This window comes from Mesorhizobium sp. CA6, assembly GCF_020165035.1.
Lineage (GTDB): Bacteria > Pseudomonadota > Alphaproteobacteria > Rhizobiales > Rhizobiaceae > Mesorhizobium.
In genome coordinates this window covers 155,419-180,284 of the sequence record NZ_JAIUHI010000012.1, presented here as the reverse complement: position 1 = coordinate 180,284, position 24,866 = coordinate 155,419, and the positions used below count along the sequence as shown (strand labels likewise).

Annotated in this window: 26 protein-coding genes; 20 read left to right on the top strand and 6 right to left on the bottom strand. The window is 63.0% G+C overall.

All coding sequences use genetic code 11. The annotated features are described in order from the left end of the window. The first annotated feature begins 52 nt into the window (after window positions 1-52). Window positions 53-490, top strand: a complete 438-nt coding sequence (locus LB526_RS19555) for a DUF1489 family protein (protein ID WP_095765343.1) — start codon at window positions 53-55, stop codon at window positions 488-490. 123 nt (window positions 491-613) lie between these two features. Further along, window positions 614-1,312 carry a molecular chaperone DnaJ gene (locus tag LB526_RS19550; RefSeq protein ID WP_095765344.1) on the top strand — a complete coding sequence of 233 codons (699 nt, stop codon included), beginning with the start codon at window positions 614-616 and terminating at the stop codon, window positions 1,310-1,312. A gap of 43 nt (window positions 1,313-1,355) precedes the next feature. On the opposite strand, the gene LB526_RS19545 is transcribed toward LB526_RS19550, so the two are convergent. Then, entirely contained in the window at window positions 1,356-2,780 is a 1,425-nt protein-coding gene (locus tag LB526_RS19545) for an SPOR domain-containing protein (protein WP_224528810.1), read from the bottom strand. A 288-nt stretch (window positions 2,781-3,068) separates the two neighbouring features. Here LB526_RS19545 and LB526_RS19540 point away from each other — a divergent pair, with 288 nt between their 5' ends. The 3 genes from LB526_RS19540 to clpA all read left to right on the top strand — a co-directional run bounded on the left by LB526_RS19540 (window position 3,069) and on the right by clpA (window position 6,474). Then, window positions 3,069-3,398, top strand: coding sequence for a phasin family protein (locus tag LB526_RS19540; protein WP_095765346.1), 330 nt, complete (start codon window positions 3,069-3,071; stop codon window positions 3,396-3,398). 277 nt (window positions 3,399-3,675) lie between these two features. Next, window positions 3,676-4,002: an ATP-dependent Clp protease adapter ClpS gene (gene clpS, locus LB526_RS19535; protein ID WP_036258315.1), complete on the top strand. Its 327-nt coding sequence runs from the start codon at window positions 3,676-3,678 to the stop codon at window positions 4,000-4,002. 6 nt (window positions 4,003-4,008) lie between these two features. Then, window positions 4,009-6,474: an ATP-dependent Clp protease ATP-binding subunit ClpA gene (gene clpA, locus LB526_RS19530; protein WP_140841263.1), complete on the top strand. Its 2,466-nt coding sequence runs from the start codon at window positions 4,009-4,011 to the stop codon at window positions 6,472-6,474. Window positions 6,475-6,564: 90 nt separating this feature from the next. Here the strand turns inward: clpA and LB526_RS19525 are convergent, their stop codons facing one another. The 4 genes from LB526_RS19525 to LB526_RS19510 form a co-directional block, all read right to left on the bottom strand. Continuing rightward, the gene (locus tag LB526_RS19525) at window positions 6,565-6,993 is read right to left on the bottom strand and encodes an HIT family protein (RefSeq protein WP_095765348.1); all 429 of its coding nucleotides are present in this window, start codon (window positions 6,991-6,993) and stop codon (window positions 6,565-6,567) included. A gap of 172 nt (window positions 6,994-7,165) precedes the next feature. After that, the gene (locus LB526_RS19520) at window positions 7,166-8,380 is read right to left on the bottom strand and encodes a GNAT family N-acetyltransferase (RefSeq protein WP_224629306.1); all 1,215 of its coding nucleotides are present in this window, start codon (window positions 8,378-8,380) and stop codon (window positions 7,166-7,168) included. Between the two features lie 55 nt (window positions 8,381-8,435). Next, a complete protein-coding gene (locus tag LB526_RS19515) occupies window positions 8,436-9,164 on the bottom strand; it encodes a glycerophosphodiester phosphodiesterase (protein ID WP_224629304.1) in 729 nt (242 codons plus the stop codon). A gap of 8 nt (window positions 9,165-9,172) precedes the next feature. Continuing rightward, window positions 9,173-9,637 carry a RidA family protein gene (locus LB526_RS19510; protein WP_224629302.1) on the bottom strand — a complete coding sequence of 155 codons (465 nt, stop codon included), beginning with the start codon at window positions 9,635-9,637 and terminating at the stop codon, window positions 9,173-9,175. A 139-nt stretch (window positions 9,638-9,776) separates the two neighbouring features. Between LB526_RS19510 and LB526_RS19505 the strand changes: the two genes are divergently transcribed. The 5 genes from LB526_RS19505 to tsf all read left to right on the top strand — a co-directional run bounded on the left by LB526_RS19505 (window position 9,777) and on the right by tsf (window position 13,573). After that, entirely contained in the window at window positions 9,777-10,607 is an 831-nt protein-coding gene (locus tag LB526_RS19505; RefSeq protein ID WP_224629301.1) for a cell envelope integrity EipB family protein, read from the top strand. 82 nt (window positions 10,608-10,689) lie between these two features. Beyond that, complete coding sequence (locus LB526_RS19500; RefSeq protein ID WP_140841277.1) at window positions 10,690-10,968, top strand: DUF4031 domain-containing protein; 279 nt, start codon at window positions 10,690-10,692, stop codon at window positions 10,966-10,968. Beyond that, entirely contained in the window at window positions 10,965-11,576 is a 612-nt protein-coding gene (locus LB526_RS19495) for a LysE family translocator (RefSeq protein ID WP_224629296.1), read from the top strand. Before LB526_RS19500 ends, LB526_RS19495 begins: the two co-directional genes overlap by 4 nt. Before the next feature lie 175 nt (window positions 11,577-11,751). Then, entirely contained in the window at window positions 11,752-12,531 is a 780-nt protein-coding gene (rpsB, locus tag LB526_RS19490; RefSeq protein WP_095765354.1) for a 30S ribosomal protein S2, read from the top strand. A gap of 121 nt (window positions 12,532-12,652) precedes the next feature. Continuing rightward, window positions 12,653-13,573, top strand: coding sequence for a translation elongation factor Ts (gene tsf / locus LB526_RS19485; RefSeq protein WP_140841281.1), 921 nt, complete (start codon window positions 12,653-12,655; stop codon window positions 13,571-13,573). A gap of 53 nt (window positions 13,574-13,626) precedes the next feature. On the opposite strand, the gene LB526_RS19480 is transcribed toward tsf, so the two are convergent. After that, entirely contained in the window at window positions 13,627-14,553 is a 927-nt protein-coding gene (locus LB526_RS19480; protein ID WP_224629284.1) for a LysR family transcriptional regulator, read from the bottom strand. 114 nt (window positions 14,554-14,667) lie between these two features. On the opposite strand from LB526_RS19480, the gene LB526_RS19475 reads away from it, so the two are divergent. From LB526_RS19475 to fabZ, 10 genes are all read left to right on the top strand, one after another. Further along, entirely contained in the window at window positions 14,668-15,195 is a 528-nt protein-coding gene (locus tag LB526_RS19475; RefSeq protein ID WP_140627843.1) for a nuclear transport factor 2 family protein, read from the top strand. Window positions 15,196-15,231: 36 nt separating this feature from the next. Next, entirely contained in the window at window positions 15,232-16,341 is a 1,110-nt protein-coding gene (locus tag LB526_RS19470; RefSeq protein WP_224629279.1) for an aldo/keto reductase, read from the top strand. 168 nt (window positions 16,342-16,509) lie between these two features. After that, entirely contained in the window at window positions 16,510-17,232 is a 723-nt protein-coding gene (pyrH, locus tag LB526_RS19465; RefSeq protein ID WP_095765617.1) for a UMP kinase, read from the top strand. An 84-nt stretch (window positions 17,233-17,316) separates the two neighbouring features. Continuing rightward, the gene (gene frr / locus LB526_RS19460) at window positions 17,317-17,871 is read left to right on the top strand and encodes a ribosome recycling factor (RefSeq protein ID WP_095765618.1); all 555 of its coding nucleotides are present in this window, start codon (window positions 17,317-17,319) and stop codon (window positions 17,869-17,871) included. Window positions 17,872-17,902: 31 nt separating this feature from the next. Further along, on the top strand, window positions 17,903-18,622 hold the full coding sequence (locus LB526_RS19455; RefSeq protein ID WP_224629278.1) for an isoprenyl transferase: 720 nt from the start codon (window positions 17,903-17,905) through the stop codon (window positions 18,620-18,622). A gap of 11 nt (window positions 18,623-18,633) precedes the next feature. Further along, on the top strand, window positions 18,634-19,449 hold the full coding sequence (locus LB526_RS19450) for a phosphatidate cytidylyltransferase (RefSeq protein WP_224629276.1): 816 nt from the start codon (window positions 18,634-18,636) through the stop codon (window positions 19,447-19,449). A 104-nt stretch (window positions 19,450-19,553) separates the two neighbouring features. Beyond that, window positions 19,554-20,696 carry an RIP metalloprotease RseP gene (gene rseP, locus LB526_RS19445; protein WP_140841291.1) on the top strand — a complete coding sequence of 381 codons (1,143 nt, stop codon included), beginning with the start codon at window positions 19,554-19,556 and terminating at the stop codon, window positions 20,694-20,696. Window positions 20,697-20,914: 218 nt separating this feature from the next. Further along, on the top strand, window positions 20,915-23,278 hold the full coding sequence (gene bamA, locus LB526_RS19440) for an outer membrane protein assembly factor BamA (protein WP_224544473.1): 2,364 nt from the start codon (window positions 20,915-20,917) through the stop codon (window positions 23,276-23,278). 78 nt (window positions 23,279-23,356) lie between these two features. Continuing rightward, window positions 23,357-24,412 carry a UDP-3-O-(3-hydroxymyristoyl)glucosamine N-acyltransferase gene (gene lpxD / locus LB526_RS19435; RefSeq protein WP_224528731.1) on the top strand — a complete coding sequence of 352 codons (1,056 nt, stop codon included), beginning with the start codon at window positions 23,357-23,359 and terminating at the stop codon, window positions 24,410-24,412. After that, window positions 24,405-24,866 carry a 3-hydroxyacyl-ACP dehydratase FabZ gene (gene fabZ, locus LB526_RS19430; protein WP_095765364.1) on the top strand — a complete coding sequence of 154 codons (462 nt, stop codon included), beginning with the start codon at window positions 24,405-24,407 and terminating at the stop codon, window positions 24,864-24,866. Before lpxD ends, fabZ begins: the two co-directional genes overlap by 8 nt.

Sequence of the window (24,866 nt, the reverse complement as noted above, 5' to 3'; positions counted from 1 at the left end):
AGAAGTCGCTCAAGGCGTTGACGCGTCAACCCTCGCGGCTAAATCTTGGGGCATGTCACTCAATCTCATCAAACTGTGCGTCGGTTGCGACAGCGTCGAGGACCTCGAAGAGTGGATCGCCTTCCGCCTCGACGAGCGGCGCCGTGCGGGCGAGCCGGCCGAGCACTGGCACACCACCCGCATGGTGCCGACGCGCGGCGATGAGATCACCGACGGCGGCTCGCTCTATTGGGTGATCAAGGGCAGCGTGCAGTGCCGGCAACTGATCACCGAGATCCGGCCCTTCGTCGACGGCGAGGGCATCGGCCGTTGTCATCTGGTGCTCGATCCTGAGGTGGTGCGCACCGACTGGCAGCCGCGCCGCGCCTTCCAGGGCTGGCGTTATCTGAAGCCCGCCGACGCACCGGCCGATCTCGGCAAGGGCAGGGCGGCACTCGCCGAAATGCCGCCGAAGCTCAGGCTCGAACTCGCCGAACTCGGCCTGCTGTAGCGCCGCGCCGGCCGGCAAACCCACCGCTGGCCCTTCGGCTCGTCCGATGTGGGACTTGCAAGCGCCGGACCTTGGTCCCATCCTATTTGTTATGCTCGGTCATCCGTATGGCGGTGCTAATCAATGGGTGTGATCCTCGCCTTGGCAGCGGTGCTTGTGGTGCTTTTCGGCGCCGCCATGCTCTTTGTGCGCGCTGATCCCGCAAGGATGGCCGATAGTCTGAGATCGCTTGGACCGGCTTTTCTGGGACTGGTCGGGGCGCCCATGCTGATCTTCGGCCGCAGCCTTATCGGCGGACTGCTTTTGCTCGCGGCGCTGGCCTGGGTCGGCTGGATACGCACGAGGCGGCCTCCGGCGCGCGCCGCCGCTTCCAAACATTCGACGGTGCGCACTGCCGCGCTCGAAATGGACCTCGACCACGACAGCGGCAAGCTCGAGGGGCTCGTCCTGGCCGGGCGTTATGAAGGCAAGATGCTGGGCGCAATGGGGCTGACGGACCTGCGCCAGCTTCATGGCGAGCTCAGCCCGGATATGGAGAGCCGCCAGCTCCTAGAGACGTATCTTGACGGCCGTTTTCCCGTCTGGCGCAAGGACGCGCAGCCGCACGGTGGCGAAGGGCTGGGTGTTGCGCCAGGTGCGGGCTCCATGACTAAGGAGGAGGCCTACAAGGTCCTTGGTCTTGAAGCGGGGGCTGCCGCGGCGGATATCCGCAAGGCGCACCGCCGCCTGATGCAGCGCCTGAACGCCGATGTCGGCGGCACGTCTGTCCTGGCGGCGCGGATCAATGAAGCCAAGGACGTCCTGCTCTCCAATCACGATTAGTCTCCTTCGACGCGGGTACTTTCCCGGAGATTTCAACAGCCGCCTATTGCTCGACGGCGTAGCACGAGATTTTCTTGCGCTTCAGGGCGTCGCAGGCCTTCCAGGCGGCGTCCTTCGAGCCGAAGCCGCCGAAACGGGCGCGGTAGTAGGTGGTGCCGTCCTTGTCGAAAGCGACCGTGAAGCCCGATGCGTCCGCCAGGACCCTCGGCGCCTGCTTGCTCGTCCTTTCGAGCAGCGCCTGGGCTCCGGTTTTCGTCGGCGACGATGCAACCTGAACGACCCAGCCGGAGGGCACCGACGATGTCTTGACCGGATCGATCGCCGGTGCTGCGGGCGCTGGGTCGGCATAAGCGGTGACGACCTGGGCCGAGGCTTCCTCGGTTTTGGCGGGCGGCGCCATCGCGGCCACGGCAACCGTCTTCACCTTCTTGATCTGGATCACCGGTTTCGTCTCTTCGGCGACCTGCTGGTTGTCATCCTGGGCGTCATCGTCGGCTGAGGCGACGACAGCGTCATCCGTAACCGGCTTGGCGTCCGGAGTCGGCGCGTCATGCTTGGGCAAAAAGACCTTGGCCAAGGTCTTGATCGGATTGTCGTTGCCCTTGGCGATGAGATCGCCGCCGCCGCGCGTCGAGGCGCGCGGCAGATAGGTGTTGATCAGCGCGGCCATCTGGTTGTCGCGGCTGCGGCCGGAAGCGCCACCCATCACCACCGCGACGAGGCGGCGGTCGCCATCGGCAACGGAGGAGACGAGGTTGTAGCCTGACGCGCGGGTGTACCCGGTCTTGATGCCGTCGACGCCCTTGATGCGGCCGAGCAGACGGTTATGGCCGTTGATGCGCTGACGGCCATATAGAAACGAGCGCTGCGAGAAATAACCGTAATATTGCGGATAATGCTCGCGGAGCGCGATGCCCAGCATCGCCATGTCGCGAGCCGTGGTGAACTGGCCGGGGTCGGGTAGGCCGTTGGCGTTGCGGAAGACGGTGCCGTTCATGCCTAGCTGGCGCGCCTTGGCCGTCATCATGCGGGCGAAATTGTCTTCGCTGCCGCCAAGCATCTCGCCAAGCGCGGTCGCCGAGTCGTTGGCTGATTTCGTCACGATCGACAGGATCGCGGTCTCGACCGGAACCGAGCCGCCGGCGCGCACTCCGAGCTTGGTCGGCGCCTCGGCGGCGGCATGAGCGGAAAACGGAACCGGGGTGTTCTTGCTGATCCTGCCCTTCGCCAGCGCTTCGAAGGTGAGGTAGAGCGTCATCATCTTGGTAAGCGAGGCGGGATAGCGCCGGCCATTGGCGTCAGCGGAGTAGAGCACCTTGCCGGTCTTGGCGTCCACGACGATGGCCGAGGCTCTTGCTGCCATTGCTGACGCTACGTCGGCGACGACAACCGTCATCGCGAGCGCGGCGATCATAATTGCCCTGAGGGAGAAAGATTTGGAGACTAGCCCCGACAACGCCTGACGCACCGTTACTTACCCTGAATTTTCGTTGCCCCGGAGGCGGCAAAGGGAGTGCCGGCCTCACTTCCAGCCAAGCTATCGCGCCCAGCGTTACCAATCCGTTTATGGTAACCGCCGCGTTCACCATTTTTCGGCAAATCGAGCTTCTCTTTAATCGAATTTTACCGGCTGCCGGCGCTGGACCCCCTGCATATCAAGGGATTCTTGACTTTTGTGCATCGCACAATATATTGAGGTGCATTGCACAAGGGCGCCCGGGGCAAAAAGGGCGTTTCAACCAAAGGGAAGTATGAAATGACCCAGACCTATGAGGACTTCACGAAATACGGCAAGGAATTTGCCGACACCGGGCTGAAGAGCTTCGCCTCGCTCACCAAGGGCGCGCAGGCGATCGCCACCGAAGCCGGCGAATACACCAAGAAGAGCTTCGAAGCCGGCACCGCCGCCTTCGAGAAGCTGTTCGCGGCCAAGTCGATCGAGAAGGCCGTCGAGATCCAGACCGATTACGCCAAGCAGAGCTATGAGAGCTTCGTGGCCGAGGCCAGCAAGATCGGCAATCTCTATGCCGAGCTCGCCAAGGAAGCGTACAAGCCCTTCGAATCGGTGGTCGCCAAGGCGAAGTAATTTCGCCCGATCACACCGGACACGGCCAGCGGGCCAATCAAAAGGACCCGGTCGCGAAAACGCGGCCGGGTTTTTTCATGCGAGATCGCAACCTGACGCACCTTGCCGCATTCACGATTGAGAAATTCGCTGCGGTTTGCCCACCTAGCCATATTGTCAGCTAAACAGAAGGGCTTAAAATCGTCCATCGAGAACCTACATGTTGAACTCGCATGAGGATTCGAAAAGGCTGGACTACGTGACGATCGGTTTGACTGCCACGGCAGGCGTGGTGCGAATGCAAAGTGACGGAGACCGCAACGATCCCGGTCGCGGCACCGCTGTCATCACGCGCACCAAAACCAAGACCAAGAAGCCCAGTCTCTACCGGGTCCTCATTCTGAACGACGACTACACCCCGATGGAGTTCGTCGTTCACGTCCTGGAACGATTTTTCCAAAAGGACCGCGAAGCCGCCACACGCATCATGCTTCATGTTCACAATCATGGAGTGGGCGAGTGCGGCATCTACACATTCGAGGTGGCCGAGACCAAAGTGTCCCAGGTCATGGATTTCGCCCGACAGAATCAGCATCCGCTGCAATGCGTGATGGAGAAGAAGTGAGGTAACATGCCGGCTTTCTCCCAAGGCCTGGAAAAGGCGCTACATCAGGCGCTGACATTCGCCAACGAGCGGCATCATGAGTATGCAACGCTCGAACATTTGCTGCTCGCCCTGATCGACGACACCGAGGCGGCCGCCGTCATGCGCGCCTGCAACGTCGATCTCGACGAGCTCAAGCATACGGTTCTCACCTATATCGACACCGAGCTCGACAACCTCGTCACCGGTTATGACGAGGATTCGAAGCCGACGGCAGGTTTCCAGCGCGTCATCCAGCGCGCCGTGATCCATGTGCAGTCGTCCGGCCGCGAGGAAGTGTCCGGCGCCAACGTGCTCGTCGCCATCTTCGCCGAGCGCGAGAGCCATGCTGCCTATTTCCTGCAGGAACAGCAGATGACCCGCTACGACGCGGTCAATTACATCTCGCATGGCATTGCCAAGCGACCGGGCGCTTCGGAATCGCGCACGCCGCGCGGCGCCGAGGACGAGCAGGGCGGCCAGAACGGTGCTGAGCCGCAGGAAGAGGGTGGCAAGAAGAAGCAGCAGGACGCGCTGACGGCCTACTGCGTCAACCTCAACAACAAGGCGCGCGCCGGCAAGATCGACCCGCTGATCGGCCGCGACAGCGAGATCAACCGCACCATCCAGGTGCTGTGCCGCCGTTCCAAGAACAACCCGCTCTATGTCGGCGATCCTGGGGTCGGCAAGACGGCGATCGCCGAAGGTCTCGCCAAGCGCATCGTCGAAGGCGATGTGCCGGAAGTGCTGCAGGACGCCACCATCTTCGCGCTCGACATGGGCACGCTGTTGGCCGGCACCCGCTATCGCGGCGACTTCGAGGAGCGGCTGAAGCAGGTCGTCAAGGAGCTCGAGGACTATCCGGGCGCGGTGCTGTTCATCGACGAGATCCATACGGTGATCGGGGCCGGCGCCACCTCGGGCGGCGCCATGGATGCATCGAACCTTCTGAAGCCGGCGCTGTCGTCCGGCGCCATCCGCTGCATCGGCTCGACCACCTACAAGGAGTTCCGCCAGTTCTTCGAGAAGGACCGCGCGCTGGTGCGGCGCTTCCAGAAGATCGATGTCAACGAGCCGACCATCGAGGACGCCATCGAGATCATGAAGGGCCTGAAGCCCTATTTCGAGGAGTTCCACAAGGTCCGCTACACGAGCGAAGCGATCAAGGCCTCGGTCGAGCTGTCGGCGCGCTACATCAACGACCGCAAGCTGCCGGACAAGGCGATCGACGTGATCGACGAAACAGGCGCCTCGCAGATGCTGGTGCCGGAAGCCAAGCGCAAGAAGACGATCGGCATCAAGGAGATCGAGGCGACGATCGCCACCATGGCGCGCATCCCGCCGAAGACGGTCTCGGCGGATGATGAGAAGGTGCTGCAGGGGCTCGATATCGAGCTGAAGCGCGTCGTCTACGGCCAGGATACGGCCATCACCGCGCTGACCTCGGCGATCAAGCTGGCGCGCGCCGGCCTGCGCGAACCGGAGAAGCCGATCGGCTCCTACCTGTTCTCAGGCCCGACCGGCGTCGGCAAGACGGAAGTCGCGAAGCAGCTTGCCGCCTCGCTCGGCGTCGAGCTGATCCGTTTCGACATGTCGGAATACATGGAACGCCACACCGTCTCGCGGCTGATCGGCGCGCCTCCCGGCTATGTCGGCTTCGACCAGGGCGGCCTGCTCACCGACGGCGTCGACCAGCACCCGCATTGCGTGCTGCTGCTCGATGAGGTCGAGAAGGCGCATCCGGACCTGTTCAACATCCTGTTGCAGGTGATGGACCACGGCAAGCTGACCGACCACAACGGCAAGCAGATCGACTTCCGCAACGTGATCCTGATCATGACCACCAATGCTGGCGCCTCGGACGCGCAGCGCGCGGCAATCGGCTTCGGCTCGACCAAGCGCGAGGGCGACGACGTCGAGGCGATCAACCGGCTGTTCACGCCGGAGTTCCGCAACCGCCTGGACGCGATCATCCCGTTCGGTTCGCTGCCGGTGCCGGTCATCCATCAGGTGGTGCAGAAGTTCGTCATGCAGCTTGAGGCCCAGCTCTCCGAGCGGGGCGTCACCTTCGACCTGTCGCCGGACGCGATCGCCTGGCTGGCCGACAAGGGCTATGACGAGCGCATGGGCGCGCGTCCGCTCGGCCGCGTCATCCAGGAGCACATCAAGAAGCCCCTGGCCGACGAGGTGCTGTTCGGCAAGCTCAAGAAGGGCGGCACGGTTCGCGTCACTGTCGAGAAGAAGGAAACCGGCGAGTCCGGCCTGAAGCTCGAATCGCTCGCCGACGAGTCGCCCGTGCAGCCGAAGAAGGAAGAGCCGGAAGACGCGCCGAAGCCGAAGAAGGCGGTGGCCAAGAAGCCGGCGCCCAAGAAGGCCGTGGCGCAGAAGCCGGAGCCGAAGGGCAAGGACGGCAACAAACGCAGCCTTGTGCCGCAACTGCCGCGCAAGGGCTGATCGGCCTTCATTTGAAATGCAAAAGAGCCCCGGCAATGGGGCTCTTTTCTTTTGAGCGGTCAGCGCGCAGTCACCGGGTCGAAGGCTGGGTCAGCTTCCCAGCGCCGCGCGGATCTTGCCGGCGTGCTCGGCCAGCACTTCGGGTTTCTCCATCTGGCCGGAATGCGGCTTCAACGGCACGCCTTCGAAGCGTGGCACGACGTGGACATGGAGATGATAGACGGTCTGCCCGGAGGCCGGTTCGTTGAACTGCATGAGGGTGACGCCGTCGGCGTCAAAGGCCTTTTTCACTGCCACGGCCACCTTCTGGACGACCGCGAACAGCGGACCGAGCGTTGCCGGATCGGCGTCGAGCATGTTGCGCGACGGCGCCTTGGGCATCACCAGCGTGTGGCCCATGCCTTGCGGCATCACATCCATGAAGGCGACGACCGCATCGTCCTCGTAGACGCGGTGCGACGGAATCTCGCCGCGCAGGATTTTCGCAAAGATATTGCCGGGATCATAGGCTTCGGCCATGGGGTGACACTCCCAATTGTATTCACCGTCCGGTGTAGCGAAGCCGCCGACGGGCGGCAAGGCGCTCGGGCGAGATCGCTAAAGCGCGTCGTAAGGAATGGATTCGGGCGACGCGCTTTAAGTCTCTGTTTTCATGTTTTCATCGCAGCGGCATGGCGCGCGGTGAGGCCGGCTATTCCCCAAGATCCTTGCGGAAGGGCGTGTGCTCTTCGAGATATTCGCCCATGCGCTCGACCTCGCGGCGCTCGCGCCTGAGGTAGTCGGCGACGGCGTTGCGCAAGCCGGGATGCGAGAAGTAGTGCGCCGAATGCATGGTCACCGGCCGGTAGCCGCGCGCCAGCTTGTGCTCGCCCTGCGCGCCTGCCTCCACCACCTTGAGCTTGCGCTCGATGGCGAAATCGATCGCCTGATGGTAGCAGACCTCGAAATGCAGGAAGGGGTGATCCTCGATGCAGCCCCAGTTGCGTCCGTAGAGCGCGTCGGAACCGACGAAGTTGATGGCGCCGGCAATGTAGCGGCCGTTCCGCTTTGCCATCACCAGGAGGATGTCGTCGGCCATGCGCTCCCCGATCAGCGAGAAGAACTGTCGGTTGAGGTAGGGCCGGCCCCATTTCCTCCCGCCGGTATCCATGTAGAAGGCGAAGAAATCGTCCCAGGCGCTTTCGGTGATGTCCTTGCCGGTCAGCCAGTCGATCGAGATGCCGTCGGCAAGCGCTTCCCGGCGCTCCTTCTTCATTGCCTTGCGCTTGCGCGAGGCAAGCGTGGCGAGGAAGTCGTCATAGGTCGAAAAGCCTTCGTTGAAGAAATGGAACTGCTGGTCGGTGCGATGCAGGAAGCCCGCCGCCTCCAGGCTCGCCACATCCGGCTCGGTTGCGAAAGTGACATGCGCGGACGAGACGCCGAGCTTGTCGGTCACCAGCTTCAGGCCTTCCGCCAGTCCTGCCTTCACCGCACTTTCATTCTCGCCTTTGCCGACCAGCAGGCGAGGGCCGGTGACTGGTGAAAACGGCACCGAGCATTGCAACTTGGGATAATAGCGGCCGCCGGCGCGTTCGAAGGCGTCCGACCAGCCGTGGTCGAAGACATATTCGCCCTGGCTGTGCGATTTGAGGTAACAAGGGACGGCGCCGAGAAGCCTGCCTTGCGCGGTTTCCAGCCGCAAGTGATGACCCTGCCAGCCAGTGCGCCGGACGGCACAGCCGGAATCTTCCAGAGCGCTTAGAAAAGCGAATGAAACCAGAGGGTTGTAGCCGTTTTCTTGATCGTCGCGCGTGGTTCCGGCAAAGCCGTTCCATTCTTCGCAGGTGAAGGCGCCGATACCCGCCGCGATGCGGATCGCATAATCCGCGTTCGCTGCCCGTCCATCCTCTTCGTCGCCCTGATCCATGGGGCTTATTTAAGCTTCGCAGGGGCTGCTACAAGTCACGTTTGAGGCACTCGGCTCAGCCAACTCTCACCAGGCCGGGCTCGAAACCCTCGAAGGTCATCTGGTCGGCATATTTGAAGGTGAGGTCGACCGCCGGCTGGTCATGCACGGTCCAGGTAATGACCGGCATCTTCAGCTTTTCGCGCACGAAGCTGACGAAGGGGTTGGGCAGGTCGCCGGCAGCGTAGGAGGTGAAGGCGAGGTCGTGCGCGAGCATCGCGAAATGCGCCTCGATCAGCTGGTTGTCCCTGCCATAGGCGGTCAGCCCGCCGGGGATGCCCGGGGCGTCCTTGGCGAAGTCGCGGATCAGCCAGTGATCGAACGACATGATCGCCACCTTGCCGTTGTAGCGCTTGAGCAACCGGCCGACGCTGGCCACCAGCCCCGCATCGTGGCCGGGAACGCCTTTCAGCTCGACCACCAGCGGCACACGGCCGTCGATCAGGTCGAGCGCCTCCTCGAGCGTCGGCACGTGGTCCTTGGTGCCGCCGATCTTGAGCGTCGCCAGTTCGGCCGCGGTGCGTTGCCAGACGAAGCCATCCCGGCCGGTGAGGCGTTTCAGCTCGCCGTCATGGATGATGACCGGGACGCCGTCGGACGAGACATGCACGTCGCATTCGATGGCGTAGCCGCGCTCGGCCGCCGCGGCGAAAGCCGACAGCGTGTTTTCCCAGCGCGTCTTGTTCATGTCGTGGAAGCCGCGATGCGCGACGGGCTGCGCAATCAGCCAGGACAGATCGGTCATGTTGAGCCTCACTCGACTTCGAAGATCGCTTCGATCTCGACCGCGGCGTTGAGCGGCAGCGAGGCGGTGCCGACGGCGGAGCGGGCATGCTTGCCGCGCTCGCCGAGTGCGGCGACCAGGAAGTCGGAGGCGCCGTTGGCGACAAGATGCTGCTCGACGAAATCCGGCGCGGAGGCGACGAAGACGGTGATCTTGACCAGGCGCCGGACCTTTTCGAGATCGCCCAGCGCGGCCTTGGCCTGCGCCAGGAGGTTGATGGCGCAGAATCTCGCGCCTTCCTTGCCTGCAGCGGTGTCGATGTCGCGGCCGAGCAACCCACTTGCCTGCAGCTTGCCGTCCTTCAGCGGCAACTGGCCGGCGGTGAACAGCGTGTTGCCGGTGCGGCAATAGGGCACGTAGTTGGCGGCGGGCGCGGCGGCGGCCGGGAGGGTGACGCCAAGATCGCTTAGCCGCTTTTCGATTGTTTCGCTCATTGGTTTTCCCTATTGCTGGAAGACGCCGCGTTGGCCGGGCCGAAATTGCTATTTTTGCCTCGCTTCCGCCACGACTTTTTTTAAGCTGGACCATCTTTCCCTGCGGTCTGCCTCGCGGCCGCGACGATCGGAGCAACGCATGCGCGCAACGCGCCTTTTCCTCGCCGCCGCCTGTTTCTCGGCGATGCTCCCGATGGCGCCGGCCCTTGCGGTGCCCGCGCTGCAGGCGCATCGCGCCGTCTACGATCTCACGCTCAACAAGGCCTCCGACCGCTCAGGCATTACCGGCATCACCGGCCGCATGGTCTATGAGTTCAATGGTTCCGCCTGCGAAGGCTATACGGTGAAATTCCGCTTCGTCACTCAGATTGCCACCGCCGACGGCACGAAGCTGACGGACCAGCAGACGACCACGTTCGAGGATGCAGAAGGCAAAACTTTTTCGTTCGTGACGAAATCCTTCACCGACCAGAACCTCGACAAGGAAGTGAAAGGCATCGCGACCCGGGAGCAGAAGGGCCTCAAAGTCGAGATCGACAAGCCTGAGAAGAACAGCCTCGAGCTTGCAGCGACGCAGTTCCCGACCCAGCATCTGGTCGAGCTGATCGGCAAGGCCGAAAAGGGCGAGAATTTCTACCAGACCAATCTGTTCGACGGCTCCGAGGACGCCAACAAGGTGATGACCACCACCGTAATCGTCGGCAAGAAGACCGATGTCCAGAAATCCGACCCGGAGGCGCCGGCGCTGGCCAAGCTCGCGACCGACAAATACTGGCCGGTCGACATCGCCTATTTCGACGATACCGACAACAAAGGCGAAGAGGTGCCGGAATACCGGATCAGCTTCAAGCTGCACGAGAACGGCATCACCCGCGACCTCGTCATGGACTATGGCGAATTCTCGATGACCGGCAAGCTGGTGAACCTGTCGCTGTTCGATCAGACCAAGCCTTGCCCGGCGTCGAAATAGCAATTGCTGACGGCAGCCGGCCCGGCTTGCAGGCTTGGCCTCCGAATACCATGCGTGAGGCTCACCGAATGCGGTGGGCCTGATGGCAGTCTATGTCGATGCGGCGATCTGGAAATGGGCCGGCCACCGCTGGTGCCATCTGCTCGCCGACAATACCGACGAACTCCATCGCTTTGCAGCCGAGCTGGGCCTTAAGCGTTCGTCCTATCAGGGGCCGCCCAAGACATCGGCGCCGCATTACGATATCACCGGCTTCGAGCGTGATCGCGCGGTCAGGCTTGGGGCGATCGAATGCAGCCGCGAGGACATCGTGGCGATCTTCCGCCGCGTGCGGGTTCCGAACGGGAAGGTAAGACGATGACGGTGACGGCGTTCCTGGCTTATTGCGTCGCGATCTCGTTGGCCGCCGCCACGCCTGGACCGGCGATGTTCGCGGTCATCACCAATGGGCTGTCGCGTGGGTTCTTGCGCGCTTTCATAGCCGGCATGGGGGTCGCCGCGGGCGACGCCGTCCTGGTCACCCTGGCGTTGCTCGGTTTGGTGGCGTTGGCCCAGACCTTCGAGTGGATTTTTCTTTTGCTGAAATACGCCGGCGCCGCTTACCTGGTCTTTCTCGGCATCAGGATGTGGCGGGCGGTCGCCCAGAAACCGGACGACTCTCGCCAAACACAGGCGCGGCTGTCGCGGTCCTTCTTTCTCGGCGCGTCCATTGCGCTCGGCAATCCGAAGGCCATTCTGTTCCACGCCTCCATCATGCCGCTGATCCTCAACCTTGACACCATGACCTTCGCCGATGGCCTGCTCGTGGTCCTTGTCGTGGTCAGCGTCAATATCGTCACCATGGGTCTCTATGCCGCGATGGCGGGGCGGGCAGCCGGATGGTTCAAGACCCCGAAGCGCATGCGCCTCATGAACAGGCTCGCTGGCGGCGCGATGATCGGTACCAGTGCGCTGATTGCCGCACGTTGATGCGCGAAGTGACACCCAGCTTGCGTTTGTGACGCTTCCCCTCTATATGCGCGCTCATTCCACACACGGACTTTGGTGTCTGCCCGGGAGAAATCCGGCTGAGACCTCCGGTGGCGTCAGGACATAAGTCCGAAATGCCTGTGTCCGTGGAGGCCAACCGGAAAGGAACTAAAGAATGGCTCTGCCAGATTTCAGCATGCGCCAGCTTTTGGAAGCTGGTGTTCACTTCGGCCACCAGACCCACCGCTGGAACCCGAAGATGGCGCCTTATATCTATGGCGCCCGCAACAACATCCACATCATCGACCTGTCGCAGACGGTGCCGCTGCTGCACCAGGCCCTGAAGCAGGTGTCCGACACCGTCGCCAAGGGCGGCCGCGTGCTGTTCGTCGGCACCAAGCGCCAGGCGTCCGACATCGTCGCCGACGCGGCGCAGCGTTCGGCCCAGTATTATGTCAACTCGCGTTGGCTGGGCGGCATGCTCACCAACTGGAAGACGATCTCGAACTCGATCCAGCGCCTGCGCAAGCTCGACGAGACGCTCTCCGGCGAGGCCCAGGGCCTCACCAAGAAGGAGCGCCTGAACCTCGACCGCGAGCGCGAGAAGCTCAACAAGGCTCTCGGCGGCATCAAGGACATGGGCTCGACGCCGGACCTGATGTTCGTCATCGACACCAACAAGGAAGCGATCGCCATCCTCGAGGCCAAGCGCCTCGGCATCCCGGTCGTGGCCATCATCGATTCGAACTGCGACCCGGACAAGATCGACTTCCCGATCCCCGGCAATGACGACGCGGCCCGCGCCATTCAGCTCTATTGCGATCTGATCGCCAAGGCCGCCATCGACGGCATCGCCCGTCAGCAGGGCGCGCTCGGCGTCGACATCGGCGCTTCGGCGGAGGCTCCGGTCGAGCCGGCGCTCGACGCTCCGGCTGCAGAAGCTCCGGAAGCTTGATAAGGAAGGCCGGAGCCCGGCCTTCATCTTTCCAATAAGTTGGCGCGCTAAAGCGCTTTTGCCGAGCGCATCACCCGAGTCCCGGTTGGTGCGTCGGCGCATTTGAGACAAAGAGGCGACAATGAGCATTTCGGCTGCACAGGTCAAAGAACTCCGCGACTTGACCGGCGCGGGCATGATGGACTGCAAGGCGGCGTTGAACGAGACCAACGGCGACATGGAAGCGGCCGTCGACTGGCTGCGCAAGAAGGGTATCTCCAAGGCCGACAAGAAGGCCGGGCGCACTGCCGCCGAGGGCCTGATCGGCGTCGACGCCGGCGTGCGTGAAGCCGCCATCGTCGAGGTCAATTCCGAGACCGACTTCGTCGCCCGCAACGAGCAGTTTCAGCAACTGGTCCGCAATGTCGCGAAGGTCGCGCTCGCCTATGGCGCAACCGAAGCGGTTGCCGCCGCCAAGTATCCGGGCTCCGACAAGACGGTCACCGAGACCGTCAAGGACGCGGTCGGCACCATCGGCGAGAACATCAATTTCCGCCGTTCGGCCAAGCTCACCGTGCCGCATGGCGTGGTGGCGACCTATGTCCACAATGCGGTTGCCGATGGGCTGGGCAAGCTCGGCGTGCTGGTCGCGATCGAGACCACCGGCAACGAGCATGCCGCGAACGCCTTTGCCCGCCAGGTTGCCATGCACGTCGCCGCCACCAACCCGGTGGCGCTGACGGCCGAAGAGGTCGACCCGGCGCTGATCGAGCGCGAGAAGGCGATCTTCTCCGACCAGGCGCGCCAGTCGGGCAAGCCGGAAGCCATCATCGAGAAGATGGTCGAGGGCCGCCTGCGCAAGTTCTACGAAGAGGTGGTGCTTTTGAAGCAGGCCTTCGTGCTCAATCCCGACATCACCGTCGAGAAGGCGCTGAAGGATGCCGAGAAGGAGATCGGCGCTCCGGCGAAGATCACCTCCTATCTGCGCTTTGCGCTGGGCGAAGGCATCGAGAAGGAAACGACCGATTTCGCGGCGGAAGTCGCGGCCGCGGTCAAGAAATAGCTCCGATCCGAGGGGAGCGCGCGGCGTTTCCTTAAGGTGACGAGCTCACGAGCTCAGGCGATTCGGCCGGGTGTCCGCATGGACGCCCGGCCGATTTCTTGTGCGGTATCGATAAAGGCCCTGAGCTTCGGCGCCATCGACGCGCGGCGCGGGAAATAAAGGAAGAGCCCGGGCTCTTCGATCGCTGTCTTCGGCAGGATCTGGACGAGGCGCCCGGCGGCAAGGTCGGCGCGCACCAGCGGCTCGAAGACGTAGGCGAGCCCGACGCCGGCCAGCGCCAGATCGACGGCGCCAAGCGAATCTGTGACGACGGTCGTGCCGCGCGTCTCGACAACGACATCCTTGCCGTTGTCGTTCAGGTCCCAGCGGTAAAGCGCGCCTGACCGAACCAGCCGGTAGCCGATGCAGTTGTGATTGGCGAGATCGGCCACGTCGCGCGGACGCCCGCGCTTTGCGACATAGGCGGGAGAAGCAACGATCACGGCTTTGAACGGTGGCGTCATCCTGACGGTGACCATGTCCTGCGCGATCATTTCACCCAGCCGGATGCCGGCGTCAAACCCTTCCCCGACGATATCGATGAGTCCCTGATCGGCAACGATCTCGACCGTCACGTCGGGAAAGCGTTCCGCCATCGCCGCGACCACCGGCGTCACCGCCAGGGGGATCGCTATGTTGGAGGCGTTGATCCTGAGCAGGCCGGCGGGCCTTCCCTTCACGCCTCGAATGCGGTCCATCCGCTCGGCGATGTCCTGCAGGGCAGGGCCCGCAGTCTCCACCAGCGCTTTGCCTGCCTCGGTCAGCGAGACGCTGCGCGTCGTGCGCGCAAAGAGCGGCTGGCCGATGCGCTCCTCCACCAGCCGCACCGCATGGCTGACGGCAGACGGGCTCATGCCGAGTTCAGCCGCGGCAAGCGCGAAGCCGCCGCGCCGGGCCACGGCGACAATGACCGGAAGGTGTGTGAGCAGATCGCGATCCATTCATGAGTGATATCGCACAGTCTTTGCGAACAATGCAATCTTATCGATGTCCCTGAACCGGCTCATATTGGCGTCAACACATCGGCGGCGGGCTGATGGCCAAGGAGAGACGAAATGAACGCGTTGAGACATGTAACTTTTGCCGCAGGAATAGTGCTGGCGCCGGTCGATGCCGGCGGTGCCGAACCGGCCGGCTGGCAGGCCCTTGCCGACGAGCGCGCCGTCATCCGCATCGCCGACGCCATCGACCGCGCGGTGGATGCACAGGACTGGAAGCTGGCGCGCAGCTATTTCGCCGAGCGTGTCACCGCCGATTTCAGCAGCCTGTCCGGCCAGCCCGCAGCCAACATCGCGTCCGACGACCTGATCGGCGCCTGGGCGGGCAACCTCAAGGGCAGCAAGACCAGCCTGCATCTGCGCACCAACCATCAGGTCGTGCTCGAAGCCGATGCCGCGACTGTCCGCTCCAATGGCTATGCCTGGAACCGGATGGAAGGCAATGGCGATCCGCTCTGGGAAGTCTGGGGCACCTATGAGCACCACCTGACACGCTCGGCCTCCGGCTGGAAGGTCGACGGCTTCACCTTCCGCATGACGCATGAGCGCGGCAATCCCTGGGTCAAGGCCACCCCCGGCCAGTGACCGGCAGGAATTCAGTTCAGGATCGGGAGACCACCCATGACCATGACCTACTACACGCTTGGCAACAGCGGCCTGCGCGTCAGCCGGCTGGCGCTCGGCACCATGACCTTCGGCACCGAATGGGGCTGGGGCGCGGACAGGGACACAGCTCGCGCGATGTTCGACGCCTATGTCGAAGCGGGCGGCAACTTCTTCGACACGGCCGACCTCTATACCGGCGGTACCGCCGAGACCTGGCTCGGCGAGTTCGTCGCCGAGCGCGGCCTGCGCGACACGGCGGTGATCGCCACCAAATTCACCATGAATTCCGAGGCCGGCAATCCGAATGCCGGCGGCAACGGCCGCAAGAACATCATGCGGGCTGTGGAAGCCTCACTGAAACGGCTCGGCACCGAGTACATCGACCTTTATCTTCTGCATGTCTGGGACAGGATTACTCCGGCCGAGGAGGTGCTGCGCACGCTGGACGACCTCGTTCGCGCCGGCAAGGTGCGCCATATCGGCCTCTCCGACGTGCCGGCCTGGTATGCCGGCCGCGCCCAGGCGATCGCCGAACTGCGCAGCTACGAGCCGGTCTCGGCGCTGCAGCTCGAATATTCGCTCGCCGAGCGCGCCATCGAACATGAATATGTGCCTTTCGGCACCCGTCATGGCGCCGGCATCATGGTGTGGAGTCCGCTGGCCAGCGGGCTCCTCAGCGGCAAATACAAGCCGACGCAAGCCGGAAGGGCCGGGCGGCTCGACGGTTTCCGCAACACCACGCATCCCGGCTTCCAGAAGTTCAGCGATCGCAACTGGGCGATCGTGGCGGAACTCGAGAAGGTGGCGGCCGAGCTCGGCCGCAGCATGGCCCAGGTTGCGCTCAGCTGGGTGGCGACGCAGCCAGGCATCGCTTCCGTCATCCTTGGAGCGACGAAGCTCACTCAGCTGCAGGACAATCTCGGCGCGCTCGATTTTTCGATTCCCGCCGAGCTTCGCGCGCGGCTGGAAAAGGTCAGCGCCATGCCGGCGCCGTTCCCGCATTCCTATTTCGGCTCCGAGATCCAGGTCCGGGTGACCGGCGGCGCCGTGACCGGCGACAAGCCGGCCGATTATTCGCCCGCGGTCATGATCGAAGGCGAGGCGGTCAGCGTCTCCAGCCGTTGATCAAAGAGGCGGCAACTGACCGAAAAAGCCTGGAATTTTGCACGAGGGCGCGGCGTGACATCGCCGCGCCCTTCGTGTATCGGGTCAACCCGTCATGACAGCATCGCCGGATGAAGCGGGGGCGGTTTTGCCTCCAAAATTGCCGCGCCGAGATATTCGAGGAATGAGATGACGGTGAAGCCCCTCTATCGACGTGTCGTGCTGAAGGCTTCCGGCGAAGCGTTGATGGGCGAGCAGCATTTCGGCATCGATGTCTCCGTTGTCGACCGCATCGCCGCCGACATTGCCGAGGCGCGCGCGCTGGGCGTCGAAGTGGGTGTCGTCATCGGCGGCGGCAATATTTTTCGCGGCGTGGCTGTGGCCTCCAAAGGCGGCGACCGGGTCACCGGCGATCACATGGGCATGCTCGCCACCGTCATCAACTCGCTGGCGCTGCGCACCTCGCTCAACAAGATCGGCGTCGATGCCGTCGTGCTTTCGGCGATCGCCATGCCGGAACTTTGCGAGAGCTTTTCCCAACGCCAGGCGACAGCCTATATGAACCAGGGCAAGGTAGTCATATTCGCCGGCGGCACCGGTAATCCGTTCTTCACCACCGATTCGGCCGCGGCCCTGCGGGCCGCCGAAATCGGCGCCGATGCGCTGTTCAAGGGCACGCAGGTCGACGGGGTCTATTCGGCCGACCCCAAGAAGGACCCGAACGCCGTCCGTTTCGACCGCATCAGCCACGCCGAAGTCATCAAACGCGGGCTTGCGATCATGGACACCGCCGCGATTGCACTTGCGCGTGAAAACAACATTCCGATAATCGTCTATTCGATCCACGAAAAAGGTGGTTTCGGCGATATTCTAAGGGGCGGCGGCCATTGCACGGTCGTCGCGGACAAATAGGCGAGGCCGGCATCCGTTGAACGGTACCGCGGACGGCACGACGGCATAAGCAGTGAACCCGGCGAACGGGTCGAGGAGATGATCATGAGTGGCGAGTTCGAAGACCTGAAGCGACGCATGGACGGGGCGATCGCCGCCTTCAAGCACGACCTGGCGTCGCTGCGCACCGGCCGAGCCTCCAGCAACCTGCTCGACGCCGTCCAGGTCCAGGCCTACGGCACGACGATGCCGATCAACCAGGTGGCCAACGTGACGGTGCCGGAGCCGCGCATGATTTCGGTCTCGGTCTGGGACAAGTCGATGGTCAGCGCGGTCGACCGCGCTATCCGCGAAGCCAACCTGGGCTTCAATCCGATCGTCGACGGCACCAATCTCAGGATCCCGCTGCCGGAGCTCAACGAGCAGCGCCGCAAGGAACTGGTCAAGATCTCGCATGGCTATGCCGAGAACGCACGCGTCGCGGTGCGCCATGTCCGCCGCGACGGCATGGATTTTCTCAAGAAGGCTGAGAAGGACGGCACCATCAGCGAGGACGATCAGCGCAAGCGGTCCGACCAGGTCCAGAAGCTGACCGACGAGATGATCAGCACCATCGATCACCTGCTTTCCGATAAGGAAGCTGAAATCATGCAGGTTTAGGGTCGGGGTTTTCCGGCTCGAAAGCGAGACCATGGCAACCCCCGCGCATGTCGCGATCATCATGGATGGAAACGGACGCTGGGCCAAGGCGCGCGGCCTGCCGCGCCTTGCCGGACACCGCGCCGGCGTCGAGGCCCTGCGCAAGACGGTGCGCGCCGCACCCGAGCTCGGCATCTCCTACCTGACCGTCTACGCCTTTTCCTCCGAGAACTGGTCGCGGCCGAAATCCGAGGTCAGCGACCTCATGGGGCTTTTGAAGCTGTTCATCCGCCGCGATCTCGCCGAACTGCATCAGAACGGCGTGCGGGTGAGGGTGATCGGCGACAAAGAGGGGCTGCAGTCCGATATCCGGGGGCTGCTGCAGGAAGCCGAATCGCTGACCGCCGGCAATGGGGCGCTGACACTGGTCATCGCCTTCAACTACGGCGGCCGCGACGAGATCGTGCGCACAGCGCGCAAGCTGGCGGAGGCCGTCGCGCGCGGCGACATGGCGAGCGAGGCGATCACGGCCGAAAGCTTTGCCGCATCGCTCGACACAAAGGGCATTCCCGATCCCGAGCTGGTGATCAGGACCAGCGGCGAGCTCAGGCTGTCGAACTTCCTTCTCTGGCAGGCTGCCTATAGCGAGCTCGTTTTCCTGCCTTGCTATTGGCCGGACTTCAGCCGCGAGCACCTGGCCGACGCCTTGCGCGACTTTGCCGGCCGCGAACGACGCTTTGGCGGGCTCGCCGCCCGCGATGTCGCGCTTTAGGCGCCGCACCCATGAGCAACCTCCAGCAGCGCGTCATCTCGGCAATCGTGATGGCGGCTCTGACGCTTGCGCTCACCTGGCTCGGCGGATTGCCGTTCCGGCTGTTCTGCGCCGCAATAGCGGCGCTGATCTTCTATGAATGGACGCGCATGGCGCGCGCCGGGAGCGGCGCGGCGCTCGGCTTCCTGCCCGAAGCACTGATTCTGATCTTCGTCGGCGCCCTGATCGCCGGCCTGCCGGCCTTGTGGCTGCTGCTCCTCGTCGCGATCCTGGTGGCGGTCGCGGCCATTGTCGCTCGGACCAAGGGGGCCGCGCCGTGGGAAGCCTCGGGGGTGGCCTACGCAGCACTATCCGGCTTTTCGCTCGCCTATCTCCGTGACGACAATCATTCCGGGCTGATTGCGATTCTCTTCCTGTTCGCCGTGGTCTGGGCAACCGACATAGCTGCCTATTTCGTCGGCCGCGCGGTCGGCGGCCCGAAGCTCGCGCCGTCAATCTCGCCCGGCAAGACGCAGAGCGGCGCGCTGGGCGGCGCCGTCGGCGGCGTTATCGCCGGAGTTTTGCTCTCAATCGCAGCCGGCGCCGGCAATCTCGTTCAGCTTGGCCTGGTGGCGCTTGCTCTGTCGATCGTTTCGCAAGCCGGCGACCTGTTCGAATCATGGGTCAAGCGCCGGCACGGCGCCAAGGATTCGAGCAATCTCATTCCCGGCCATGGCGGGGTCATGGACAGGGTGGACGGGCTTGTCGCGGCCGCGTTCGCACTGTACGTCATGGGCTGGGTCGCGGCGGGCGCCGAGCATCCGGCATTGGGGCTTTTTCCAAACTGAACGACACAGCAGTAAGGCGAAAAATGGCGCGCGCCACCGATTCGCCCGGATTGATGCCACAGTCGCGGTGGAATGTCGTGTGCGGGCGAATTTGAGGGCATGACTTGAACGACATCTTTCACGCGGTTTTCAGCACGCAAGGCTTCGTCCTTGGCACGCTCGTGCCGTTTTTGTTCGTGCTGACCGTCGTCGTGTTCGTCCACGAGATGGGCCACTATCTGATCGGCCGCTGGTGCGGCATCGGCGTGAAGGCTTTTTCCATCGGCTTCGGCCCCGAGCTCTTCGGCTTTTACGACCGCCGCGGCACGCGCTGGAAGCTTTGCGCCATTCCGCTTGGCGGCTACGTCAAATTCGTCGGCGACATGAATGCGACGTCGAGCCAGCCGAGCACGGAGGAGATCGAATCGCTGACGGATGCCGAGCGCGAGGTCGCCTTCCACACGCAACCGATTTGGAAGCGCGCCGCTACCGTCGTTGCGGGGCCGCTGTTCAATTTCCTGCTGACGATCGCCGTATTCGCGGTGCTGTTTTCCCTCTATGGCCGTCCGGTCCTGGAGCCGATGGTGGCCGAGGTGACCGCCGGCAGCCCGGCGGAAAAAGCCGGAATCCGGCCGGGCGACCGATTCGTCAAAGTCGATGGCAGCAAGGTAGAGACCTTCGCCGACGTGCAGCGGCTGGTTTCAGGCCGGGCTGGCGACGCCATCACCTTCACCATGCTGCGCGACGGCAAGGAAATCGACGTTACGGCCGCGCCGGAGCCCATGGAGCAACAGGATGCGCTGGGCAACAAGGTCAAGGTCGCGGTCATCGGCGTCGTCAACAACGCCGAGCTCGGCCAGCCGCGGCTGATCTCCTACACGCCGGCCGGCGCCGTGGTGGCGGCGGTCGAGGAAACCGGGCACGTGATCGAGCGCACCGGCCAGTTCCTGCAACGCTTTGCGCTTGGACGCGAGGACAAATGCCAGTTGGGCGGTCCGATCAAGATCGCGAAGATGTCGGGCCAGGCAGCCAAGCTCGGCTTCGAGTGGCTGGTGCAGCTTGTTGCATTTCTGTCAGTCGGAATAGGATTTCTCAATCTGCTGCCGATTCCCCCCCTCGACGGCGGCCACCTGTTGTTCTACGGCGTGGAGGCCGTCATCAGGCGGCCCGTTTCGGAGCGAACGATGGAGATGGCCTACCGGACCGGGTTGTTCCTGGTGCTCGGATTCATGGGCTTCGTATTTTGGAACGATCTGTTTGGATGCTGAAATCATGAAGAAATTTGGCTTCAGCTTCGGTCATATTGAGATGCCGTTTACCATGCGTGGGGATATGCGTGACGCGAAAGCCACGCGGTACGGTTAAGTAAATACAAATTAACCGGGAGCCTTGCGTGTAGGGAAAATCCGGTTAATACGGTAAGGGAAAATACCGCACGTCCGGTTTTCTCGCCGTGGGGACTACGAGAAAAAGGTACAAAAGCCCGATGAAGGCAGCATCCAAGTTTCTGAGCGCCGCTTCCGCGGCGGCTTTGTCCGCCGCTCTGGTCGTGCCAGGCGCGCTCGCAGTGCAGTTCGCCGCCACGTCGGTGGCCGAGGCCGCGGTCATTTCGCGTGTCGAGGTCAGCGGCAACCAGCGCGTCGATGCGGAAACCATCCGCAATTACATTTCGATCAAGCCGGGCAAGCCTTTCTCCAGCTCCGATATCGACGACGCCGTCAAGGCGCTGTTCGGCACAGGTCTGTTCTCGGACGTTCAGATCAACCAGGTCGGTTCGAGCCTGGTCGTCAAGGTTTCCGAATACAAGGTCGTCAACCAGGTCCTGTTCCAGGGCAACAAGAAGATCAAGGACAACGCGCTTCAGATGGGTATCCAGCTGAAGCCGCGTGCAACCTTCTCGCAGCAGGCGCTGGACGCCGATGTCGAGGCGATCAAGACGGCTTACAAGCGCATTGGCCGCGACGACGCCGCGGTGACCACGCAGGTCATGGATCTCGGCGACAATCGCGTGAACGTTGTCTTCAACATCAACGAAGGCGGCCGCACCCAGATCGCGGCGATCAACTTCGTCGGCAACCACGCTTATTCCAGCCGCCGCCTGTCGGACGTCATCAACACCAAGCGCTCGTCCTGGCTGTCCTTCGTGCTGCGCGACGACGTCTATGACGAGGACAAGCTGCGCGCCGACCAGGAGCTGCTGCGCCGCTTCTACTACAATCACGGCTATGCCGACTTCCAGGTCGTCTCGGCCGTCGGCGAGCTTGACGACGCCACCAACAAATACACGGTCACCATCACCGTGCAGGAAGGCGATCGCTATACGTTCGGCGACGTCAGCGTGGAAAGCACTATCCCGGAAGTCGATTCGAAGTCGCTGGAATCGGCGGTCGAAACCCACAAGGGCGACGTCTACAATGCCAAGGACGTCGAGGATTCGATCGTCGCGTTGACCGAGAAGGTCGCGGGTTCGGGCTACGCCTTCGCCCAGGTGACGCCGCGCGGCGACCGCAATTTCGAGAACCACACCATTTCGGTCGTCTACACCATCGACCAGGGCACCAAGGCCTATGTCGAGCGCATCGAAATCCGCGGCAACGACCGCACGCGCGACTATGTCATCCGTCGCGAATTCGACGTCAGTGAAGGCGATGCCTTCAACCAGGTTCTCATCCAGCGCGCGAAGAAGCGGCTGGAAGCCCTTGATTATTTCCAGTCTGTCGACATTTCGACCGTCCCCGGCTCGGCGCCGGACCAGGTCGTGCTGGTGGTCACCGTGGTCGAGAAGTCGACCGGCGAATTCTCAGTCGGCGCTGGTTATTCCACTGGCGGCGACACGCCCGGCCCGTCGATCGAAGGTTCGATCACGGAGCGTAACTTCCTCGGGCGCGGCCAGTACATCAAGCTGTCGGCTGGCGGCGGCAAGCATTCGCGCGACTTTGCTGTTTCCTTCACTGAGCCGTATTTTCTCGGACGGCGCATCGCGGCCGGCTTCGACATCTACAAGTCGACCCGGGAATACAGCCACTACGATACAGACGTTACTGGGGCGACCGTCCGCTTCGGCCTGCCGATCACTGGCAGCGTCTCGACGCAGCTGGCTTATAACATCTCCCAGGAAAAGTATTCCTATCCGGACAATTGCTTAACCGGCGGCGCGCTGGACCCTGCAAAATGCGACGTGTCTCCGGCAATCCAGGCTGGCATTGCCGAGAGTCCGTGGCTCAAGTCCTCGGTCAGCCTTGGATTGGTTTACAACACCATCGACGACATGAAAAACCCGCATGAGGGTCTGTACGTCACCGGCACGACCGAGTTTGCCGGTCTTGGCGGCGATGCCAAGTGGGTGAAGGTGACCGGGCGCGCCAGTGTTTACCAGACCTTGTCAGAGCAGCTTGATCTGGTCGGTCTGGTTTCGGGCGGCGCGGGCTATCTTGCGGCCTATGGCAGCAACGATCTGCGTGTCTTTGACTATTTCCAGAGCAACGACCGCATGATCCGTGGTTTCGAGTATGGCGGTATTGGCCCCGTGGCTAGCGGAGGCAGCGGCGACCATCTCGGTGGCACGACCTACTTCAATGCCTCGGCTGAAGCGCAGTTCCCGCTGCCCGTAATTCCGGAGAGCTTCGGCCTGCGGGGCGCTGTCTTTGCGGATGCAGCGACGCTTTATGGCAACAAGCTTGTCGGTGTCGACTCGTCCTCAACCGGCATGAAGCTTCGTGCTTCTGTCGGTCTCGGCCTAATGTGGGCTTCGCCGTTCGGCCCGATTCGTATCGACTATGCGATCCCGGTCAAGAAAGAGTCGACTGACAACGTTCAGGAATTCAACTTCGGTATCGCGACCCGCTTCTAACTTTGTGGTTGCGATGGTTCCGGGCCGGATGACGGCCCGGAGTGGACCGATCCAACCCAGCTGGATATTACTTCTGGAATGACCGATCCGGTGTTCTTCGCGCCTTCACGCCGGTACACGGCTGGCGAGGTCGCGAATCTGACCGGCGCCAGCCTGTTCGATTCCGATCAGGCCGAAATTGCCATCGAGGCGCTGGCTCCCGCCAACGAGGGTGGCAACGGCGCGCTCGTCTTTGTCGACGGCAAGCGCAATTTCGCCTTGATGCCGTCGCTCAGGGCGGCCGCGGTGCTATGCCCCGCCGATTTCGCTAGCAAGGCGCCGCCGGGCATCGCGGTGCTGATGCATCCGCGCCCGCAACAAGCTTTCGCGATGGTCGGGCGCCTGTTGTTTCCGCAGGCTGCGACTCCGGGGCCATTGACCGGAGAAACCGGCATATCGCCCCATGCGTTTATCGATCCATCCGCGCATATCGAGGACGGGGCGATCGTAGAGGCAGGCGCCGTGATCGGTGCCGGCGTATCCATCGGCAGCGGCACGGTCGTTGCGCCCCACGCCGTTGTCGGCCGTTCCTGCCAGATCGGCCGCGACGGCTTCATCGGCCCCGGCGTCAGCATTCAATATGCGCTTATCGGCAACCGCGTCATCATCCATGGCGGCGCCAGGATCGGCCAGGATGGTTTCGGCTTTGTCGGCGGCGCCAAAGGGCCTGAACGCGTGCCGCAGATCGGCCGCGTCATCATCCAGGACGATGTCGAGATCGGCTCCAATTCGACTGTCGACCGCGGCGCGATGTCCGACACCGTCATCGGCCAGGGCACCAAGATCGACAATCTGGTGCAGATCGCCCACAATGTTCGCATCGGCCGCAATTGCATTATAGCTGGGCTTTCGGGTATTTCCGGTTCCGTCGTCGTCGGCGACAATGTCACCATGGGCGGCGGTGTCGGCCTCGCCGATCATCTGACCATCGGGCCAGGAGCCAAGCTTGCTGCGAGAAGTGGATTCATGAACAACGTGCCGGCAGGCGAGGTCTGGGGAGGTTACCCGGCGCAACCCATGGCGGAAGCCATGCGCGAGATAGCGATGCTGCGCAGGATGGCCAGGACGCGCAAGCAAGGCGACGGAAATGGCTGATACGGTGGCAACTTCACTCGACGCGGTCGACATCATGGGGCTTATGAAGCTCCTGCCGCACCGCTATCCGTTCCTGCTGATCGATCGCATCGTCGACATAGACGGCGACGAGTCCGCAGTCGGCATCAAGAACGTGACCATCAACGAGCCGCATTTCCAGGGCCACTTTCCCCAGCAGCCAGTCATGCCCGGCGTGCTCATCATCGAGGCGATGGCCCAGACCGCAGGCGCGATCTGCATTCGCAGCCTCAACACCGAGAAGCCGTCGCTGGTTTATTTCATGACCATCGACAACGCGAAATTCCGCAAGCCGGTCGTTCCAGGCGATCAGCTCAGGATCCACGTCAAGAAGATCAAAAAACGCGGCAACCTGCTGAAATTCGCCTGCGAGGCGATGGTTGACGGCGCGAAAGCCGCCGAAGCCGAGGTTTCGGCCATGATGGTTACCGGCTGA

Excerpts from the sequence above, each read along its gene's own strand:
- fabZ (WP_095765364.1), top strand. The coding sequence starts at position 24,405 with ATGGCTGATACGGTGGCAACTTCACTCGACGCGGTCGACATCATGGGG.
- LB526_RS19470 (WP_224629279.1), top strand. The coding sequence starts at position 15,232 with ATGACCATGACCTACTACACGCTTGGCAACAGCGGCCTGCGCGTCAGC.
- LB526_RS19550 (WP_095765344.1), top strand. The coding sequence starts at position 614 with ATGGGTGTGATCCTCGCCTTGGCAGCGGTGCTTGTGGTGCTTTTCGGC.
- LB526_RS19540 (WP_095765346.1), top strand. The coding sequence starts at position 3,069 with ATGACCCAGACCTATGAGGACTTCACGAAATACGGCAAGGAATTTGCC.
- LB526_RS19500 (WP_140841277.1), top strand. The coding sequence starts at position 10,690 with ATGGCAGTCTATGTCGATGCGGCGATCTGGAAATGGGCCGGCCACCGC.
- bamA (WP_224544473.1), top strand. The coding sequence starts at position 20,915 with ATGAAGGCAGCATCCAAGTTTCTGAGCGCCGCTTCCGCGGCGGCTTTG.
- LB526_RS19515 (WP_224629304.1), bottom strand. The coding sequence starts at position 9,164 with ATGACCGATCTGTCCTGGCTGATTGCGCAGCCCGTCGCGCATCGCGGC.
- frr (WP_095765618.1), top strand. The coding sequence starts at position 17,317 with ATGAGTGGCGAGTTCGAAGACCTGAAGCGACGCATGGACGGGGCGATC.
- LB526_RS19455 (WP_224629278.1), top strand. The coding sequence starts at position 17,903 with ATGGCAACCCCCGCGCATGTCGCGATCATCATGGATGGAAACGGACGC.
- LB526_RS19505 (WP_224629301.1), top strand. The coding sequence starts at position 9,777 with ATGCGCGCAACGCGCCTTTTCCTCGCCGCCGCCTGTTTCTCGGCGATG.
- LB526_RS19475 (WP_140627843.1), top strand. The coding sequence starts at position 14,668 with ATGAACGCGTTGAGACATGTAACTTTTGCCGCAGGAATAGTGCTGGCG.
- clpS (WP_036258315.1), top strand. The coding sequence starts at position 3,676 with ATGCAAAGTGACGGAGACCGCAACGATCCCGGTCGCGGCACCGCTGTC.
- LB526_RS19450 (WP_224629276.1), top strand. The coding sequence starts at position 18,634 with ATGAGCAACCTCCAGCAGCGCGTCATCTCGGCAATCGTGATGGCGGCT.
- LB526_RS19520 (WP_224629306.1), bottom strand. The coding sequence starts at position 8,380 with ATGGATCAGGGCGACGAAGAGGATGGACGGGCAGCGAACGCGGATTAT.
- clpA (WP_140841263.1), top strand. The coding sequence starts at position 4,009 with ATGCCGGCTTTCTCCCAAGGCCTGGAAAAGGCGCTACATCAGGCGCTG.
- LB526_RS19555 (WP_095765343.1), top strand. The coding sequence starts at position 53 with ATGTCACTCAATCTCATCAAACTGTGCGTCGGTTGCGACAGCGTCGAG.
- rpsB (WP_095765354.1), top strand. The coding sequence starts at position 11,752 with ATGGCTCTGCCAGATTTCAGCATGCGCCAGCTTTTGGAAGCTGGTGTT.
- lpxD (WP_224528731.1), top strand. The coding sequence starts at position 23,357 with ATGACCGATCCGGTGTTCTTCGCGCCTTCACGCCGGTACACGGCTGGC.
- LB526_RS19495 (WP_224629296.1), top strand. The coding sequence starts at position 10,965 with ATGACGGTGACGGCGTTCCTGGCTTATTGCGTCGCGATCTCGTTGGCC.
- LB526_RS19525 (WP_095765348.1), bottom strand. The coding sequence starts at position 6,993 with ATGGCCGAAGCCTATGATCCCGGCAATATCTTTGCGAAAATCCTGCGC.
- LB526_RS19480 (WP_224629284.1), bottom strand. The coding sequence starts at position 14,553 with ATGGATCGCGATCTGCTCACACACCTTCCGGTCATTGTCGCCGTGGCC.
- pyrH (WP_095765617.1), top strand. The coding sequence starts at position 16,510 with ATGACGGTGAAGCCCCTCTATCGACGTGTCGTGCTGAAGGCTTCCGGC.
- tsf (WP_140841281.1), top strand. The coding sequence starts at position 12,653 with ATGAGCATTTCGGCTGCACAGGTCAAAGAACTCCGCGACTTGACCGGC.
- LB526_RS19510 (WP_224629302.1), bottom strand. The coding sequence starts at position 9,637 with ATGAGCGAAACAATCGAAAAGCGGCTAAGCGATCTTGGCGTCACCCTC.